The 17,083-nt window shown below is 72.1% G+C and carries 16 protein-coding genes; 7 read left to right on the plus strand and 9 right to left on the minus strand.

Annotated features, from left to right (window positions below; all coding sequences use genetic code 11):
* Both KGQ19_RS28870 and KGQ19_RS28875 read left to right on the plus strand, forming a co-directional pair.
* The coding region (locus KGQ19_RS28870) for a hypothetical protein (protein ID WP_212014614.1) at positions 1–732 on the plus strand (732 nt) is incomplete at its 5' end.
* 2 nt (positions 733–734) lie between these two features.
* A complete protein-coding gene (locus KGQ19_RS28875) occupies positions 735–2,474 on the plus strand; it encodes a GTPase (RefSeq protein ID WP_212014616.1) in 1,740 nt (579 codons plus the stop codon).
* Between the two features lie 6 nt (positions 2,475–2,480).
* Here the strand turns inward: KGQ19_RS28875 and KGQ19_RS28880 are convergent, their stop codons facing one another.
* The 3 genes from KGQ19_RS28880 to KGQ19_RS28890 form a co-directional block, all read right to left on the minus strand.
* Positions 2,481–4,598 carry a 3-hydroxyacyl-CoA dehydrogenase NAD-binding domain-containing protein gene (locus KGQ19_RS28880; protein WP_212014618.1) on the minus strand — a complete coding sequence of 706 codons (2,118 nt, stop codon included), beginning with the start codon at positions 4,596–4,598 and terminating at the stop codon, positions 2,481–2,483.
* Positions 4,595–5,809 carry a thiolase family protein gene (locus KGQ19_RS28885; protein ID WP_212014620.1) on the minus strand — a complete coding sequence of 405 codons (1,215 nt, stop codon included), beginning with the start codon at positions 5,807–5,809 and terminating at the stop codon, positions 4,595–4,597. The genes KGQ19_RS28880 and KGQ19_RS28885 overlap by 4 nt, the downstream gene beginning before the upstream one ends.
* Positions 5,810–6,117: 308 nt before the next feature.
* Entirely contained in the window at positions 6,118–6,786 is a 669-nt protein-coding gene (locus KGQ19_RS28890; RefSeq protein WP_212014622.1) for an FMN-dependent NADH-azoreductase, read from the minus strand.
* Positions 6,787–7,021: 235 nt separating this feature from the next.
* On the opposite strand from KGQ19_RS28890, the gene KGQ19_RS28895 reads away from it, so the two are divergent.
* Entirely contained in the window at positions 7,022–7,411 is a 390-nt protein-coding gene (locus KGQ19_RS28895) for a winged helix-turn-helix transcriptional regulator (protein ID WP_212014667.1), read from the plus strand.
* Positions 7,412–7,433: 22 nt separating this feature from the next.
* On the opposite strand, the gene KGQ19_RS28900 is transcribed toward KGQ19_RS28895, so the two are convergent.
* The gene (locus tag KGQ19_RS28900) at positions 7,434–8,294 is read right to left on the minus strand and encodes an SDR family oxidoreductase (RefSeq protein WP_212014624.1); all 861 of its coding nucleotides are present in this window, start codon (positions 8,292–8,294) and stop codon (positions 7,434–7,436) included.
* A gap of 76 nt (positions 8,295–8,370) precedes the next feature.
* Between KGQ19_RS28900 and KGQ19_RS28905 the strand changes: the two genes are divergently transcribed.
* Entirely contained in the window at positions 8,371–8,814 is a 444-nt protein-coding gene (locus tag KGQ19_RS28905) for a MerR family transcriptional regulator (protein ID WP_212014626.1), read from the plus strand.
* 10 nt (positions 8,815–8,824) lie between these two features.
* On the opposite strand, the gene KGQ19_RS28910 is transcribed toward KGQ19_RS28905, so the two are convergent.
* From KGQ19_RS28910 to KGQ19_RS28920, 3 genes are all read right to left on the minus strand, one after another.
* Positions 8,825–10,156, minus strand: coding sequence for an HRDC domain-containing protein (locus KGQ19_RS28910; protein WP_212014627.1), 1,332 nt, complete (start codon positions 10,154–10,156; stop codon positions 8,825–8,827).
* Positions 10,157–10,178: 22 nt separating this feature from the next.
* Positions 10,179–10,877 (minus strand): response regulator transcription factor, encoded by a 699-nt coding sequence (locus KGQ19_RS28915; RefSeq protein ID WP_212014629.1) that lies wholly within the window; start codon positions 10,875–10,877, stop codon positions 10,179–10,181.
* Positions 10,878–11,289: 412 nt separating this feature from the next.
* Positions 11,290–11,886: a DUF3000 domain-containing protein gene (locus tag KGQ19_RS28920; protein WP_212014631.1), complete on the minus strand. Its 597-nt coding sequence runs from the start codon at positions 11,884–11,886 to the stop codon at positions 11,290–11,292.
* Positions 11,887–12,403: 517 nt separating this feature from the next.
* On the opposite strand from KGQ19_RS28920, the gene hemE reads away from it, so the two are divergent.
* The 3 genes from hemE to hemQ all read left to right on the plus strand — a co-directional run bounded on the left by hemE (position 12,404) and on the right by hemQ (position 15,887).
* On the plus strand, positions 12,404–13,441 hold the full coding sequence (gene hemE, locus KGQ19_RS28925) for a uroporphyrinogen decarboxylase (protein WP_368862176.1): 1,038 nt from the start codon (positions 12,404–12,406) through the stop codon (positions 13,439–13,441).
* Between the two features lie 161 nt (positions 13,442–13,602).
* On the plus strand, positions 13,603–15,114 hold the full coding sequence (gene hemG, locus KGQ19_RS28930) for a protoporphyrinogen oxidase (protein ID WP_212014671.1): 1,512 nt from the start codon (positions 13,603–13,605) through the stop codon (positions 15,112–15,114).
* Positions 15,115–15,128: 14 nt separating this feature from the next.
* Positions 15,129–15,887 carry a hydrogen peroxide-dependent heme synthase gene (gene hemQ / locus KGQ19_RS28935; RefSeq protein ID WP_212014633.1) on the plus strand — a complete coding sequence of 253 codons (759 nt, stop codon included), beginning with the start codon at positions 15,129–15,131 and terminating at the stop codon, positions 15,885–15,887.
* A 28-nt stretch (positions 15,888–15,915) separates the two neighbouring features.
* Here the strand turns inward: hemQ and KGQ19_RS52120 are convergent, their stop codons facing one another.
* Together KGQ19_RS52120 and KGQ19_RS28945 are read right to left on the minus strand one after the other, a co-directional pair.
* Positions 15,916–16,176 (minus strand): DUF3761 domain-containing protein, encoded by a 261-nt coding sequence (locus KGQ19_RS52120; protein WP_212014635.1) that lies wholly within the window; start codon positions 16,174–16,176, stop codon positions 15,916–15,918.
* A gap of 445 nt (positions 16,177–16,621) precedes the next feature.
* Positions 16,622–17,047: a hypothetical protein gene (locus KGQ19_RS28945; RefSeq protein ID WP_212014637.1), complete on the minus strand. Its 426-nt coding sequence runs from the start codon at positions 17,045–17,047 to the stop codon at positions 16,622–16,624.
* Between the last annotated feature and the right edge of the window lie 36 nt (positions 17,048–17,083).

Below are 17,083 nucleotides of genomic sequence, written 5' to 3' on the forward strand. Positions count from 1 at the left end.
GTGCGGGTCCGGTGGCAGGAGTTGTTGGGGTCGGGGCGTGTCAGTGCCCTGTTCGGGGCGGAAGATGCGGGCCGGAAACGCAAGCGGGGTAAGGGCGGCGGTGAGGCGGACTGGAGTGCGCGCTTTCATAATCCGACCGCGCATGACGCGGCCACGGCGCCGCTGCGCGCCGCGCTTGTGGAGGCCGTGGCGCGCGGGCATCGTGCGGTGTTGGAGCGGGCCGTGCGCAAGACCGTGGAGCAGTGGGAGCTGACGCCCGGGGCGCCGGAGGTCGGGCCGGTGGATGAGGCGACCCGGCGGGCGACGGATCCGGTGCGGGCCGCCGCCGAGTGGCTCGATCAGCTGCCGACCGTCATCCTCGAGCAGTCGCATTCGCGGCGGACGACGCGCACGATCGGGCCGGCCGGATCCGGGATCCGTAGAGCGGGCCTGGTTTTGGGGGTGGCCGCGTTGGCGGGTAGCGGGAGTGGGACCGGGACGAAGGCGGGCGAGGACGACCCCGCCGCCAGCGCCGCCCTGGGCCTGCTGCGGACCATGTTCGGCCGCGAAGACGCCGATCGGCTCCGGGCCAGCGCGGCCACCGCGCTCAAAGACACCAACAGCCGTCTGCTGGAGCGGGTAGCCGAACCCCATCGCGCGCGGCTGGCCGCCTACGCGCTCGATCCGAGGCAGGCGCAGGATCTCGCGGCGGCGCGCGCGGCGCTGGCCTCGGCCCGGAGTGAGAGAGACTGAGCATGGACTTCAACACCGGGCTCGCAGCCATGCCCTCCAGGGAGGGGGAGCCGGCACGAAGTAGCGGGCCCAAAGCGCTCACCACGCGCCTGGCGACGCTGGAAGCCCTCCTGAAGGAGACCGACCAGCGCCTGTCCGACTTCACCGCGCGGGAGGCCGACCGCATCCTGCGCCGCGTCCATGAGCGCATCGCCCTGTCCCCCGCCCACGTGGTCACCGTCATCGCCGGGGCTACGGGCAGCGGCAAGTCGTCGCTTTTCAATGCCCTGATTCGCTACGATCTGGCCCCGGTCGGCGCGATCCGGCCGACCACGACCACCGGGACGGCCTGCGTCTGGGATGCCCGGAATGCCGGTGACGTCCAAGCGCTGCTGGACCGCATCGGGGTGGCGGAGGAGAACCGGGTCATGCGGGGCACGCTGCTCAACGGCACCAATCGCCGATCAGAGCCCGAACTCGCCCCGTTGGTCCTGATCGACCTCCCCGATCATGACTCCGCGGTCCGGGCGCACCGGGACGAGACCGATCGCGCCACCGCTGCCGCCGACCTGCTGCTGTTCGTCACCGATCCGCAGAAGTACGCCGACGCCGCCTGGCACGAGCGTTACCTGACCCACCTCAGCCACCACCAGGAGACGCTGGTCGTCGTCCTCAACAAGAGCGACGAGTTGGCGGCGGCCGATGCCCGGGCCTGCGTCGGCGACCTGCGAGGGATGCTGGCCGAATCGGGGCTCAACCGGGTGCCGGTGGTGCTGACCTCGACCCGCACCGGCGAAGGGCTGCACCAGCTCAGAGAACTGATAGCCACGCGGGTCAGGCACAAGCCGGCCGCTCTCCTGCGCAGTGAGGCGGACGTCGACCGAGCGGCCACCCTCATCGCCGCCGAGCTGACGCCGCGCGACGGCAGGAATCCAGAAACCCTTACGCCAGAAGCGAAATCCGCCACGCTCTTAGCTCTGGGCGACAGTACCAGCCTGCAAGCGATGTCAGACCTCATAGACGGTACCTACCGCCGCCGGGCCGCCCTGGTCACCGGCTGGCCGCTCCGGCACGCCACCAGAACCCTGATATCCCGCGTCCGCGGCGGCGCCGAGGCCCGCTACGCCCCCTGGACCGGCGCGGTGGACAGCGAGCCCGAGCCGCCGCCGATCCAGCACGACGACGTCGTGCACGCCGTGGCCGAGTCCGTGGACCAGGTCGCCGAGGCGCTGCCGCCGCTGTGGGCCAAGGAGATGCGGAACATCGGGAATCGCTGTGTGAAGAGCCTGTCCGACACCCTCGACACCACGCTGTCCGGCACCGAGGTCGGCCCGCGCCTGGTCCCCCGCTGGTGGACCGCGGTCCAGGTGCTGCACTGGATGCTGCTGACCGCGGCGTTGGTCGGTATCGGCGGCGCCGTCGCCTACGCGGCCTCCGGCGGCGGCAAGGACTCCACCCTGCCGGACACCAGCCCGATCCCGTTCCCGATCCTCGTAGCGCTCGTCGCGCTCGCGGCCGGGGCGTTGCTGGATCTCATCTGCCGGCCGGCCGCCAGCCGCGCCGCCACCCGGCTGCGCGCGCGGGTGAGCGAACGCATGACCGACAGGGTGCACAGTGCGGCCGAGCGGCTGCTGTTCGCCCCGCTCGTCGCGGAACACGAACGCTATGTCAGAGCCAGGACCTTGACTCAGGGACTTGTCAGGAACACGGGAGAAAGAGGCGTGCCCCCGTCCGGCGGGGGACAGGGGCAGCCTTCTATTTAAGTACCCTTATTCCGGCAGGGAAGCCACCCCCGGCGCCAGGAATCGGTGACCGGTGACGGTCTGCGACACCCCGGCGCGGTCCAGGTACGGCGTGATCCCGCCGAGGTGGAACGGCCAGCCGGCGCCGAGCAGCATGCACAGGTCGATGTCCTGCGCCTCGCCGACCACGCCCTCGGAGAGCATCAGGTCGATCTCCTGCGCCATCGCCTTCAGCGCCCGGTCCCGCAGCTGCTCCTGGGTCGACGGCGACGTGCCGGGCTCGAACAGCTCCACGATCTCCGGGTCGATGACCGGCACGCCGGTGTCCCACTTGTAGATCGCCTTCTTGCCCGCGGCGACCAGCTTCGCCAGGTTCGGCGAGACGTGGAAGCGGTCCGGGAACGCGGCGTTCAGGGTCTCGGCGACGTGCAGCGCGATCGCCGGGCCCACCAGCTCCAGCAGCACGAACGGGGACATCGGCAGGCCCAGCGGCTCCAGCGCCTTGTCCGCCACCTCGATCGGCGTGCCCTCGTCCACCGCCGCGGTGACCTCGCCGAGGAACCGGGTCAGCAGCCGGTTCACGACGAACGCCGGGGCGTCCTTGACCAGCACGCACGACTTCTTCAGCGTCTTGCCGACCGCGAAGGCGGTGGCCAGCGACGCCTCGTCGGTCTTCTCGGCGCGCACGATCTCCAGCAGCGGCAGCACGGCCACCGGGTTGAAGAAGTGGAAGCCGACGACCCGCTCGGGGTGCTGGAGCTTGGCGGCCATCTCGGTGATCGACAGCGAGGAGGTGTTGGTGGCCAGCACGCAGTCCTCCCGGACCACGGCCTCGACCTCGGCGAACACCTGCTGCTTGACCGACATCTCCTCGAACACGGCCTCGATGACCAGGTCGGCGTCGGCGAACGCGGCCTTGGTCAGCGAACCGGATACCAGGGCCTTGAGACGGTTCGCCTGGTCCTGGTTCAGCCGGCCCTTGAGCTGGAGCAGACCGATCTGCTCGTGCACGTAGCCGACACCCTTGTCCACCCGCTCCTGGTCGATGTCGGTCAGCACGACCGGCACCTGGAGCCGCTGCACGAACAGCAGCGCGAACTGCGAGGCCATCAGGCCGGCGCCGACCACGCCGACCTTGGTCACCGGCCGGGCCAGCGCCTTGTCCGGGGCGCCGAACGGCTTCTTCGCACGCTTCTGAGTCAGGTTGAACGCGTACAGACCGGCCCGCAGCTCGTCGGTCATGATCAGGTCGGCGAGCGCCGCGTCCTCCAGGGCGAAGCCCTCGTCGTCGGAGGCGGTGGCCATCTTCTCGATGATGTCCAGGGCGCGGTAAGGAGCCGGAGCCGCGCCGTGCACCTTCGAATCAGCGACCTGACGTCCGCGCGCCACGGCGGCGGCGTACTCCTCGGCGCCGAACTCCTTGCGCTGGACCGAGACCGAGCCGTTGATGACCTGCTCGGCCCAGGCGATCGACTCCTCCAGGAACGCCACCGGCTCGAACATCACGTCGGCGATCCCGAGCTCGAAGGCCTTGGGGCCCTTGAGCATCCGGTTCTGCGACAGCGCGTTCTCGATGATGACGGTGACCGCGGCGTCCGGGCCGATCAGCTTCGGCAGCAGCGTGCAGCCGCCCCAGCCGGGGACCAGGCCGAGGAAGCACTCGGGGAACGCCAGCGCCGGGACGCCGGAGGAGATGGTGCGGTAGGTACAGGCCAGCGCGACCTCGACGCCGCCGCCCATGGCCGCGCCGTTGACGAACGCGAACGACGGCACCGGCAGTGCGGAGAGCCGCTTGAAGGTGTCGTGGCCGGCCTGGGCGATGGCCAGGGCCTGCTCGCGGTTCTTCACGACCTCGACGCCCTTGAGGTCGGCGCCGACGGCGAAGATGAACGGCTTGCCGGTGACGCCGACGCCGACGATCTCGCCGTTCTCGGCCGCGGCCTCGACCGCGTCGATGGCGGCACCGAGCTGCACCAGGCCGCCGGGGCCGAAGGTGTTCGGCTTGGTGTGGTCGAACCCGTTGTCCAGGGTGATCAGTGCGAACTTGCCGGAGTGCCCGGGCAGGTCGAAGAACTGGACCGGGGCCTTGGTGACCACCTCGTCCGGGAAGAGCTCTGTGGCGAGAGCCGTCAGGTCCTGAGTCACTTGCTCTCTCCGCTCCAGTGGGGGTTCTCCCAGATAACCGTTCCGCCCATGCCGATGCCGACGCACATCGAGGTGAGGCCGTAGCGGACCTCGGGGTGCTCCTCGAAGTGCTGGGCCAGCTGGGTCATCAGGCGCACGCCGGAGGAGGCCAGCGGGTGGCCGATGGCGATGGCGCCGCCGTAGGGGTTCACGCGCTCGTCGTCGTCGGCGATGCCGAAGTGGTCGAGGAAGGCCACGACCTGGACCGCGAACGCCTCGTTCAGCTCGAACAGGCCGATGTCGTCGATGGTCAGGCCGGCCTTGGCCAGCGCCTTCTCGGTGGCCGGGACCGGGCCGATGCCCATGACCTCCGGCTCGACGCCGACGTAGGCGTAGGACACCAGGCGCATCCGGACCGGCAGGCCCAGCTCCTCGGCGACGTCCTCGGCGGCCAGCAGGCAGGCGGTGGCGCCGTCGTTCAGGCCGGCGGCGTTGCCCGCGGTGACCCGGCCGCGGACCCGGAAGGGGGTCTTCAGCGCGGCCAGGTCCTCCACGGTGGTGCCGGGACGGGGCGGCTCGTCCGCGGTGACCACGGCGTAGCCCTTCTCGGCGTGCCGGGCGGCCATCGGGACCAGGACGTCCTGGAACTTGCCGGCGGCCAGCGCCTTGGCGTACTTCTCCTGGGACGCGGCGGCGAAGGCGTCGCAGCGCTCCTTGGTCAGCTCCGGGTAGCGGTCGTGCAGGTTCTCCGCGGTGGAGCCCATGACCAGCGCCGAGGGGTCGACCAGCTTCTCGGCGACGATCCGCGGGTTCGGGTCCACGCCCTCGCCCATCGGGTGCCGGCCCATGTGCTCGACGCCGCCGGCCACGACCACGTCGTACGCGCCGAAGGCGATGCCGCCGGCGGTGGTGGTCACGGCGGTCATCGCGCCGGCGCACATCCGGTCGATGGAGTAGCCGGGGACGGTCTTGGGCAGGCCCGCCAGCAGCGCCGCGACCCGGCCCAGGGTCAGGCCCTGGTCGCCGATCTGGGTGGTGGCCGCGATCGCCACGTCGTCCACACGGTCGGCCGGCAGCTGCGGGTTGCGGTGCAGCAGCTCGCGGATGCAGCGGATGACCAGGTCATCCGCCCGGGTCTCGGCATAGACGCCCTTCGGGCCGGCCTTGCCGAACGGGGTACGGACGCCGTCGACGAATACGACTTGTCGCACGGCCCTCTGGGTCTGAGGCACGTTGGCTCTCCTCCACACGGAACGGTTCTGCGACCATGCTACTCACGAGTAACAAGGTTCGGCGAGCGCGGGGTGAGGTGACCGCGGTCACGGCGCCGGGCGACCGCGCGACCAGCGTGACAGACGAACCGTGGGAGTGCCGCGCGGGTATGCGGCTCGCTTGGACCGGGCCGCACACCCGCGCGTGTTTCTTCGCCGCCACAGGCCGGTCCCAGGGCTTCGCGCGGCCAGATGGGCCGGGGCCGGACAAACCAGATAGATCAGATAGACCCGACACGCTTCCAGCGATCAGACGATGATCCGCGCGCTCAGACCGAAACGGGATCCCCCGACAGCCGCTCGGCCAGCTCGGTGGCCTTCGCCTCGGCGTCCGCCAGCGCGGCCGCCCGCGAGGCGGCGGCCAGCGGCTTCAGCTCGGCCATGGCCGGGACCGTGTCCGCCAGCGTCAGCTCGATGGTGATGAACTCCGGCGTGACGCCCAGGTGCGCCGAGAACACCGCGCCCAGGTAGTTCTTGACGAACTCCATGCCCTCGCGCGGGGTCCCGGGCTCGTAGGAGCCGCCGCGGGAGGCCACGATGACCATCGGCTTGCCGGCCAGCGACTGGGTACCCTCGCCGAGCGTGCGGCCGGCCAGGATGATGTGGTCGATCCAGGCCTTCAGCGAGGACGCGAGGCCGAAGTTGTACATCGGGGCGCCGATCAGGATCGCGTCGGCGTTCTCCGCCTCCTCGACCAGGGCCAGTCGGGCGGCGTGCACGGCGGCCTGCTCCGGACTGTGGTCCTCGGGAGCGGCGTACGAGGCCGAGACGGTCAGCGCGTCCAGGTGCGGCAGCGGGTCGGCGGCCAGGTCGCGGTGGATGACCGTGCCCTCGGGGTGGGCCGCGCGCCAGGCGTCGGCGAAGGTCGAGGTGACGGCGCGAGAGGCGCTGGCCCCGCCGGGGAACAGCGAGGCGTCGATGTGCAGCAGAGTGGCCATGGAATACTCCTCAGCTCGATGGTTACCTTTTGTTCGTGGCTTATGATGAGTGATCGACGGATGGTCTACAAAAGGCACACCGGGGTGCGGCCAGGCACATGGATGTGACCGTCCAGGTCAGGAACCCGGCACGGCGAGAGTGGGAGAAGCGATGGTGACGCAGACTCAGCGGGAAGCGCAGTCGGGGCCGGAGTACCCCCCGCTGGTGCCGTCGCCGGTACCGCCGGCAGTCCCGATGTTCCCCGGACCGCCGGCGGCCTGTCAGGAGCACGGCGGCAAGGGCCGCTTCGTCCGCAGCGTGCTGGAGCGGATCGGCGACAAGTGGAGCCTGATGATCATCGGCAGCCTGCACCAGGGGCCGCTCCGGTTCTCCGCGCTCCAGCAGGCCATCGGCGGTATCTCACAGCGGATGCTGACGCTGAACCTGCGGCACCTCGAGCGCGACGGGCTGATCTCCCGGACCGTCTACGCGGAGGTACCGCCACGCGTGGAGTATGAGCTCACGGAGTTGGGGCACAGCCTGCTGGTGCCGGTGCTGGACCTGGTGAACTGGGCCGCCGACCACTCCGACCGGATCGAGACGCAGCGGGAGGCGTACGACGCGGCGCTGGAAGGAGAGTCCTGAGAGCGGTGGCGGCCACGGGCCTTTACCGCGAGTCGCTACGCGCAGCGTCGCTCGCCACGTCCCTGGCCACGGACAGGGCGACATCGCGATGCGTTTCGTGCTCGGCGAGTCGGGCGACTAACGCCGCCCGCACGTCGTTGTAGGCGTCGACCCCCAGGGGCAGGCGCAGCGGCATCGCCCCGGCGTCGACGATGTCGATCATCGCGTCGGCGATCCGCCCCGCATCGTTGGGGAGCGGGAACGTGCCCTCGTCCCGGAACCGTCGCACCTCGCCCGCCGGCGTGTCCTCGTACTGCGGCATGGCCGGCGCCGTGTCCAGGGAAGGGCCGAAGCCGGTCGGCGTCGCGCCCGGTTCGATGATGGTGACGCCGATGCCGAACGGGGCGATCTCGCGGGCCATCGTCTCGCAGAAGCCTTCGATCCCCCACTTCGAGGCGTGGTAGTAGCCGAAGTTCGGGTAGGTGGTCTGACCGCCGGAGCTCGAGACCTGCAGGATGCGCCCGTGCCCCTGGGCCCGCAGATGCGGGAGCGCGGCGCGGATGACGTGGATCGAACCGAGCAGGTTGGTCTCGATCACGCGCCGGATCTGTTCGTCGGCCGCCTCCTCGACGGCGGCGAAGAGGCCGTAGCCGGCGTTGTTGACGACGACGTCGACGGTGCCGAGCGCCTGGAACGCGTCGTCCACGACCGCGCGCACCCGCTCGGCATCGGTGACGTCGAGCCGCGCGGTCCAGAGTCGATCGCCGTGGCGGGCGCGCAGATCCGCCAGCGCTTCGGGACGGCGCAGGGTTGCGGCGACGCGGTCGCCGCGGGCGAGCAGCCGCTCGGTGAGCAGCCGTCCGAAGCCGGAGGAGGTGCCGGTGATGAACCAGGTGAGAGCCATGATGTTCCTTCTTTCGGGATCTCACCGACGCTATGACTTCGAGTCGACTCGAAGTCAAGCTCCTACACTGCGGGGCATGACGACAGCGGCGAAGTCCACCCTGACCATCGGCGAGGTCAGCGAGCTGACCGGGCTGACTACCCACACCCTGCGGTTCTACGAACAGGAAGGGCTGTTCATCGCACCGGTACGACGCAACGCCGCGGGCCGGCGCGTCTTCACCCCGGATGAGGTGGCGTGGCTGAAGGTGTGCGCGAAACTGCGCTCATCGGGAATGCCGCTGCCGGAGATCCGCCACTACGCACAGCTGGTACTCCAAGGCCCGGGCACCGAGACCGAGCGGTTCGCGATCCTGCGCCGCCACGAGGCCAAGGTGCAGCAGCAGGTCGCCGATCTCCAGGAAGCACTGGACGTCATCCACGGGAAGGTCGAGCTCTACGCCCGGCGTCTGGCCGCCGGCACCGCCGACCAGCTCTGGCGCAACGGACCCGAGTGCGACCCGCCCCCGGACGCCGCTTGAACCGCAGCCCTCACTCCCCCGGCTCCTTCTCCCGCGCAGCCACCTGCCGCAGCACTCCGCCGATCGTCGGCGTGGCCAGCCGCACCTGCCACGGCCGGGCCCCGGCGGCGGTCAGGAACGTCGCGACCTGCTCGTCGCTCGGGGCGGTGGCCGGCGGGTTCCAGCACAGTCGGCGCAGCGAGTCCGGGGCGAGGAGGTTCTCGACCGGCAGGGAGTACCGCGCGGCCAGGCCGGCCATGGACTCCCGGGCGGCGGTCAGGCGCTCCGCCGCGGCGGGGTCCTTGTCCGCCCAGGCGCGGACCGGGGGCGGGCCGTCGCTGGGGGCGGCGCCGGGCTTGGGCAGCTGGGCGTCCTTGAGCTCGCGGGCCTTGGTGAGGGCTTCGAAGTAGCGGGGGACGTCGCCGGAGCGCATCCGGCCGCTGAAGCCGGGGATGGCACGCATCAGGGCCGCGGTGCCCGGCAGGCTCAGGGCCGCGTCGATGATGGCCTGGTCGGGCAGGACCCGGGTGGGGGTCATGTCGCGGCGGCGGGCCAGGTCGTCGCGGGACTCCCACAGGGCGCGCACCACCGCGAGCTGGCGGGGGCGGCGCACTTTGTGCAGGCCTGAGGTGCGGCGCCAGGGCTCGGCGCGCGGCTTCGGGGGCGGGGCGCTGGCCACGGCGTCGAACTCCTGGTGCGCCCACTCCAGCTTGCCGGCCGCGCGCAGTTCGTCCTCGATGATGTCCCGGACCTCGACCAGGACCTCGACGTCCAGCGCCGCATAGCGGAGCCAGGCCTCGGGCAGCGGACGCGTGGACCAGTCCGAGGCCGAGTGGCCCTTCTCCAGTTCCAGCTTCAGCACCTCGGCGACCAGCGGGCCCAGGCCGACCCGCTCGTGACCGCCGAGCCGGGCGCCGAGCTCGGTGTCGAACAGCCCGCCGGTGCCGTCGGCACGCCGGGCCGGCGGGTACATCCCGACCTCGGCCAGGCACGCCAGGTCCTGGGAGGCGGCGTGCAGCACCCACTCGGCACCGGCCAGCGCCGGCCCGTCGCCGGCCAGGGCCGACAGGTCCGGGCAGGCGATCGGGTCGATGAGGAAGGTGCCGGCGCCCTGGCGGCGTATCTGGACCAGGTAGGCGCGCTGGCTGTACTTGTAGCCGCTGGCCCGCTCGGCGTCCACGGCCACCGGGCCGGTGCCGGCCGCCAACGCCTCTACGGCTGCGGCCAGCGCCGGCTCGGTGTCCGTGACCGGCGGCAGTCCCTCACGCGGTTCCAGCAGCGGGACCAGGCCGGGCGGCGGCTCGGCGACCTGCGGCATCTGCTCGGGGCTCGCCGGTCCCGCCGGCGTACTGGAACTCGTCACGCCCTTACACTAACGACCGCCGTCAGTGAATGGTCCCGCCGCGCAACGCGACCGCGACCATGCCGGCCCGATCGCCCGTGCCCAGCTTGCGGGCGATGCGCGCCAGGTGGCTCTTCACGGTCAGCGCCGAGAGCCCCATCGCCTGTCCGATCGCCTTGTTCGAGCGGCCGTCGGCGACCAGCCGCAGCACCTCGATCTCGCGCGCGGACAGGTCCCGGCAGCCGGAGTGCGCGGCCTGGGCCGCGCCGTTGGCCCCGGCCAGGGCGGCGGCCCCGGGCGGCAGGCCGCCGCTGGGCCGTACCCGGTTGGCGCTGGCGGCGTGCACGCCGGCCATCGCCGGCCGGCCGGCGGCGACCGGGCGGGCCCCGGTGATGACGAAGCCGCGGACGCCGGACGCCAGGGCGGCGCGTACCGCGCCGGCGTCGTCGGCGGCCGACACGGCCAGTCCGCCGGCCCAGCCGGCCGCCCGCATCTCGGCCAGCAACTGCAGGCCGGAACCGTCGGGCAGGTGGATGTCCACCACGGCCAGATCGCGGGTGGCGGACATCCGGCTCCGCGCCTCGGCGGCGGTCTGCGCCTCCAGGACGTCGCGGACGCCGAGCGCCCACAGGTGCCGGGTCACCGACTGGCGTACCCGCGGGTCGGCCACGACGACCATCGCGGTCAGCCGGGCCGGCCGGTATGCGATCAGGTTGGCGGTGTTGTCGACGAGTACCGACACCGAACCTCCTCCTGGGGTGCTGCGAGCTTGTGCTCAGCGACCGGTTCCACTCGGTAGCGGATCGGTCCATTCAGGTCATCGGCAGATCAAGCAGGCACCTTTAGGGCTAATGCTCGCAAGTTCACCGAAGGCGGCCCGGTCGGGCATATGAAGATCAGACAACAGGCCCTGAGCTGGGCGAGTGTGACTCACGCCACGTCAAGTGACTGAGCGTGAGGTCTAGTCACCCCACGTGATGTCATCGGCCTACAAGCGTCCGACGTGCGGTTCCGCGACTGATGGGGCGGGACGGGTCAAAGGGGTCGCGGGCTGGGCCGTCCGGGGGAAACGGCTGGGCTGATCAGGTGAGCCCGACGTAACACAATGGAGCTGGAGCGCCCGGAGATCCGGAAGCGTCAGAAAGTCACACCAGTCACCGGCGGGACCCGGCGGGCGGCAGGTTCGCCACGCCCTCGTACTCCGGCGGCAGGCCGGCGCACATCATCATCAGCGCGCACCAGGCGTTCAGATGGGCGGCGAAGTCGATGTCGTCGCCGGCCGGGGTCCAGGAGGCGCGCACTTCCACGGCCGTGGTCGCCGGCCGGCCGGCCAGGCCGCCGAAGCCGCGGGAGGAGGAGCGGGAGACCGTGCCGCCCTCGGCGGTGAACGGGGCGCCGTGCTCGGTCAGCGCGTCCATCAGCCAGGACCAGGCGACCTCGGCCAGCAGCGGGTCCTCGGCGATCTCCGCCTCCAGGTCCGCCTCGACCAGCACCACGAACCGCCACGCGCCGCGCCACTCCTCGTGGCCGCCGGGCCGGTGCAGCAGCACCAGGCGGCCGGTGGCCAGGTCCTCCTCGCCGCCCTCGGAGTCGGCGGAGACGACCGCGCCGCCGACGGCGTGCGCGAAGGGGGCGAGGTTCACCGGGGACGGCAGGGCGTCGAGTTCGATCGCGGCCGGCAGGGACGCCGCCGACAAGGCGGCGACGGCCTCCGCGAACTCCCGCGGGTCGCCCGCGCGGCTGGGTGCCATGGGTGAAGCGTACGCCGCCGCGCCACAGGCCCGACGGGAGGCGCGCTGGCACGGGACGCGGGGCGGGCGGCGCTGGTGCGCCGCGGGTGTTCGGAGGTGGTCCAATCCCCGACATCGGCGGTGATCCGATGCCCGACGAGCGACCACGCTCGCGGCCGGCTTGGAGGTGGCGATTGGAGGTAGAGACAAGCGCTGAAAAGCCGCCCCCGCAAGGGAATCGGTCCGACCGCCGCAACGCGGGCGCCACCGGGGCGCCGCGGCTCGCCCGCGACCACCGCCGACGCCATGGCCGACACCATGCCGACACGGCGTCGGGAACCCCTCGCGGGCTACCGGACCCGGGCACCGAAGACCCCCTCGAACGTGCGACCATCGAGGGGTGACCGACGACAGGAGCGATGCCGTGCACGACAGCGTGACCGAAAGCCTGAACCCCGCGGCAGACCTGGGCTCGGCGGCCACCGAGAAGCTCACCGAGGTCCCGGGCCCGCGCGGCGAGACCGCGCCGGACGCGCCCCTGGACCCGGTCCAGGACAGCGACCTCCTGCGCGCCGCACGCCGCGAGCCGGTCCGCCGTACACCGGTGTGGTTCATGCGCCAGGCCGGGCGCGCGCTGCCGGAGTACAGGAAGGTGCGCACCGGGATCCCGATGCTGGACGCCTGTATGCGCCCCGACCTGGTGACCGAGATCACCCTGCAGCCGGTACGCCGGTACGGCGTGGACGCGGCCGTCTTCTACAGCGACATCGTGGTGCCGCTCAAGGCGATCGGCGTGGACGTGGAGCTCGTGCCGAACGTCGGCCCGGTGCTCGCGAACCCGGTCCGCGACGCGTCCGGGCTGGACCAGATCCGGCCGGTGGACCCGGAGACGGACCTGGCCGCCATCTCCGAGGCGGTGCGGCAGCTGGTCGGCGAGCTGGGCCCGACCCCGCTGATCGGCTTCGGCGGCGCGCCGTTCACGGTCGCCAGCTACCTCATCGAGGGCGGCCCGTCGAAGAACCACGAGAAGACCAAGGCGATGATGCTCGGCGCGCCGGAGCTGTTCGCCGAGCTGCTGGACCGCCTGGCCGACCTGACCGCGGCCTTCCTGCGGGTGCAGATCGGGGCCGGCGCGAGCGTGGTGCAGCTGTTCGACTCCTGGGCCGGGGCGCTGGCGCCGCGCGACTACGAGCGCTACGTGCTGCCGCACAGCACGAAGGTGCTGGCGTCGGTCGCCGACCTCGGCGTGCCGCGCATCCACTTCGGCGTCGGCACCGGCGAGCTGCTGCCGCTGATGGCCGCCGCGGGTGCGGACGTGGTCGGGGTGGACTGGCGGGTGCCGCTGGACGAGGCCTCGCGCCGCATCGGCCCGGACTACGCGGTGCAGGGCAACCTGGACCCGGCGGTGATGTTCGCGCCGTGGCCGGTGATCGAGGCCAAGGTGCGGGAAGTCCTCGCCGACGGCGCGAAGACCCCGGGGCACATCTTCAACCTGGGCCACGGGGTGACGCCGGACATGGATCCGGACCGGCTGACCCGGGTCGTCGAGCTGGTCCACGAGGTTTCGGCGCGCTGACGGGCGACGGCGCAGGAAAGGCCACGGCGGTGGGCGCGACACAGGGGGCTGCGATGGGTTCGGAGCGGGCGGCGTCTCAGGGTTCGACGGGTCAGGATTCGACCGGTCCGGGCGGCCCGGACACCCTGGCGAGGGTGTCGGGTTCGACCGGTCCGGCCGGCATGGACACCTCGGCGAGCGCGTCGGGTCCGGCGCCGAGCCGGCGCCCGCGCTCGGTCGCGGTGATCGGCGGCGGCATCTCGGGCCTGGCCGCGGCCTGGTACGCCAAGCAGGCTCTGCCCGACGCCACCGTGACGGTGTTCGAAGGTTCCCCGCGCCTGGGCGGCAAGCTGGCCGTCGCCGAGGTCGGCGGCGTGCGGGTGGACCTCGGCGCCGAGTCGATCCTGAACCGCCGCCCGGAGGCCGTGGATCTGGCCCGGGCCGTGGGCCTGGCCGACGACATCGTGCATCCGGCGACCGCTTCGGCCTCGATCTGGAACCGCGGCGAGCTGGTGCCGATGCCCAGGGGCCACCTGATGGGCGTCCCCGGCGATCCGCGCGTCCTGGCCGGCCTGTTGTCGGCGGCCGGGCTCAAGCGCGCCGAGGCCGGACCGACCCTGCCGCCCCGCTCCCTGCTGCGGGTCGAGGCCGAGACCGACGACGTCGCGGTCGGCGGCTTCGTCGCCGAGCGCTTCGGCCGCGAAGTGGTGGACCGGCTGGTCGAGCCGCTGCTCGGCGGGGTCTACGCGGGCCACGCCGACGAGATCTCCCTGCGGGCCGCGATCCCGGCACTGGTGCCCGCCTACGAATCGGGCGAGCCGCTGGACGAGGCGGTGTCGAAGATCCTGGCCGCGCAGGCCGGCGCGGCCGATCCGAAGCCGGTGTTCGCCGGTATCCGGGGCGGCGTCGGACGCTTCCCGGCGGCGCTGACAGAGTCCTGCGAAAGCGCGGGCGTCACCGTCCACCGCGAGACGATGGTCAGGGAACTGAGTCGCACCGCCGGGGGCTGGCGGCTGGTCTGCGGCCCGGTCCCGGCGGCCCGGGCGCACGAATTCGACGCGGTGATCGTCGCGGTCCCCGGCGCACCCGCCGCCCGGCTGCTGAAGGACGCGGCCCCGGCGGCGGCGACCGAGCTCGCCGGGATCGCATACGCCTCGGTCGCGCTGGCGACCTTCGTGTTCGACGACGCCGCGCTCCCGGCCGGCAGCGGCTTCCTCGTCCCGCCGGCCGACGGCCGGTTCATCAAGGCTTCCACCTTCTCCAGCGTCAAGTGGTCGTGGCTGGCCGCCTCCGGCAAGACCGTGGTCCGCGCATCGGTCGGCCGACACCGCGAGACCGCCGACTTGCAGCGTGAGGACACCGAACTCGCGGCGCTGGCGCTGGCCGATCTGCGCACCGCGCTCGGTCCGGACGCGCTCGGCGACCCCGTCGACCGCTACGTCCAGCGCTGGGGCGGCGGACTGCCGCAGTACGCGGTCGGGCACGTGGCGCGCGTCGAGCGGATCCGCTCGGCGGTCGCGGCGCAGCCGGGCCTGGCGGTCTGCGGGGCGGCGTACGACGGCGTCGGGATCGCGGCGTGTGTCGCCTCGGCGCTGCGGGCCGCCGGCGAAATCAGTACCGGGGCGATCGGTACCGGGGCGATCGGTACCGGAGCGATCGGTACTGGGGCGCACACCAACCCGGAACACCCATAAGGAAGAATGGCGACATGAGCGACAGCGGCAACGAAACCCAGAACGAGCGCCCGGCCGGCGTCACCAGCAACGTCCGCATCGGCAAGCGCGCGGTGGAGCTGAACGAGGTCACCCGCTACGCGATGTGGACCGTGTTCAAGATGCGCGCGGACCTGCCGGCCTCCGACGACGCCCGCGCGGACCTCGCGGCCGAGGTGGAGACCCTGTTCGCGGCGCTGGCCAAGGACGACGTGGTGGTGCGCGGCACCTATGACGTGGCCGGCCTGCGGCACGACGCCGACTTCATGTTCTGGCTGCACGCCGAGACCTCCGAGGCACTGCAGGACGCCTACCACCGCTTCCGCCGCACGGGCCTGGGCCGCCTGACCGAGCCGGTCTGGTCGCAGATGGCGCTGCACCGCCCGGCGGAGTTCAACAAGAGCCACGTCCCGGCCTTCGTCGCCGACGAGACGCCGCGTGGCTACATCGCGGTCTACCCGTTCGTCCGCGGCTACGAGTGGTACCTGCTGGAGGACACCGAGCGCCGCCGGCTGCTGGCCGAGCACGGGATGATGTCGCGGGAGTACCCGGACGTGCGGGCGAACACGGTGCCGTCGTTCGCGCTCGGCGACTACGAGTGGATCCTCGCCTTCGAGGCCGACGAGCTGGACCGGATCGTGGACCTGATGCGCCACCTGCGCGGTTCGGAGACCCGACGGCACGTGCGCCTGGAGGTGCCGTTCTACACCGGGAAGCGGCGGCCGATCGCGGAGATCGTGGCGGTGCTGCCGTAGTCGGGACCAGGCAGCTCCCCGGGGCCGGTCAGTAGTACCAGATTTCGACGCCCTTGTGGGACGAGCACGTGCCGTCCGGCGACGTGCTGTAGCTGTAGCTGCCGTCATGGCACAACGCCATGGCGCCGCTCGGGTGCGGCTCGCCCGCACCGCAGCGGGCCGTGCCCTTGTCGATGGTCGCGTGGTGGATGCAGTCGGCGACGCTCTTGGACGGCGCGGGCGGGGCGGCCGTGGTGGGGCTCGCCGAATGCGTCGTGCGGGCCGGACTCGTCGGTACGACGGCCCGCACCGAGGGCGACGGCTTCTTCGCGGGCTCCGTGGCGGTGTGCGATGGAGTTGAGTGCGATGGAGCTGTGTGCGACGAAGCCGTGGGCGATGCGGCTGAATGCGATGCGGCCGCAGGCAGCTGAGCTGTGGTCGGTGCGGCCGACGTGCTCGCCTTCTGCGAAACGCTCGCCGGCGCCGGCGCCGGCGCCGAGGCCGAACCCGAAGCAGTGGACTGACAAGCCGACGTCGAGACCGCGATCGCGCACGCTAAAAGCGGCGCCCACCTGTGGCGGAGCATGGGTTCCCCTCCCGAAGGGCCGACGCTCGCGGCCGGCCGGAGCCCCACCTTGGCACCGATCCGGCGTCGGGGAAACGCTTAAGCCCCATGCAACGTCGCCGCTGCTCGCGGTGCCACCTCACCTCACGTCACGCCACCTCACGTCACGGCACGTCAGGTGCGAGTCCCGCTAGCCGCGGTGCGGCACCGGCGCGGCGGGCAGGTCCGGGTCGAACAGCTCGGCCGGGGAGTCCGGGACCCGGAGTCCGGCCACCGGCGTCGGGTTCACCAGCCGCCAGATCCAGGCCACGAACGCGGCGCCGAGCCCGGCCGCGGCGATCATCGCCAGCCGCCAGCCGTCGATCGCGCCGTGCCACTGCACGGTCCCGTGCCGGCCGACCAGGAAGCCGGCGTAGAAGAGCCAGTACATGACGCTGGTGAGCGGGATCGCCGGGACGCGTCCCCAGGCCCCGGTGGCCGCCGCCAGTGCCGCATACGCGACCAGGTCGACACCGGGGCGGTGGGTCCCGCCGGTCGCGGCGAGGACGACGGTCAGGGCGATCGCGCCGGTGAAGGCGGCGATCAGCGACGTGGTGATGCTGGCTGGTTCTCTCACGTTTCCAGTGCAGCGCCGCATCCGCGCAGGTGGAAA

The organism is Catenulispora pinistramenti (assembly GCF_018274385.1).
GTDB classification, from domain to species: Bacteria; Actinomycetota; Actinomycetes; order Streptomycetales; family Catenulisporaceae; genus Catenulispora; species Catenulispora pinistramenti.

Excerpts from the sequence above, each read along its gene's own strand:
- KGQ19_RS28875 (WP_212014616.1), top strand. The coding sequence starts at position 735 with ATGGACTTCAACACCGGGCTCGCAGCCATGCCCTCCAGGGAGGGGGAG.
- KGQ19_RS28900 (WP_212014624.1), bottom strand. The coding sequence starts at position 8,294 with ATGGCTCTCACCTGGTTCATCACCGGCACCTCCTCCGGCTTCGGACGG.
- KGQ19_RS28920 (WP_212014631.1), bottom strand. The coding sequence starts at position 11,886 with ATGGCACCCAGCCGCGCGGGCGACCCGCGGGAGTTCGCGGAGGCCGTC.
- hemG (WP_212014671.1), top strand. The coding sequence starts at position 13,603 with ATGGACACCTCGGCGAGCGCGTCGGGTCCGGCGCCGAGCCGGCGCCCG.
- KGQ19_RS28890 (WP_212014622.1), bottom strand. The coding sequence starts at position 6,786 with ATGGCCACTCTGCTGCACATCGACGCCTCGCTGTTCCCCGGCGGGGCC.
- KGQ19_RS28895 (WP_212014667.1), top strand. The coding sequence starts at position 7,022 with ATGTTCCCCGGACCGCCGGCGGCCTGTCAGGAGCACGGCGGCAAGGGC.
- hemQ (WP_212014633.1), top strand. The coding sequence starts at position 15,129 with ATGAGCGACAGCGGCAACGAAACCCAGAACGAGCGCCCGGCCGGCGTC.
- KGQ19_RS28905 (WP_212014626.1), top strand. The coding sequence starts at position 8,371 with ATGACGACAGCGGCGAAGTCCACCCTGACCATCGGCGAGGTCAGCGAG.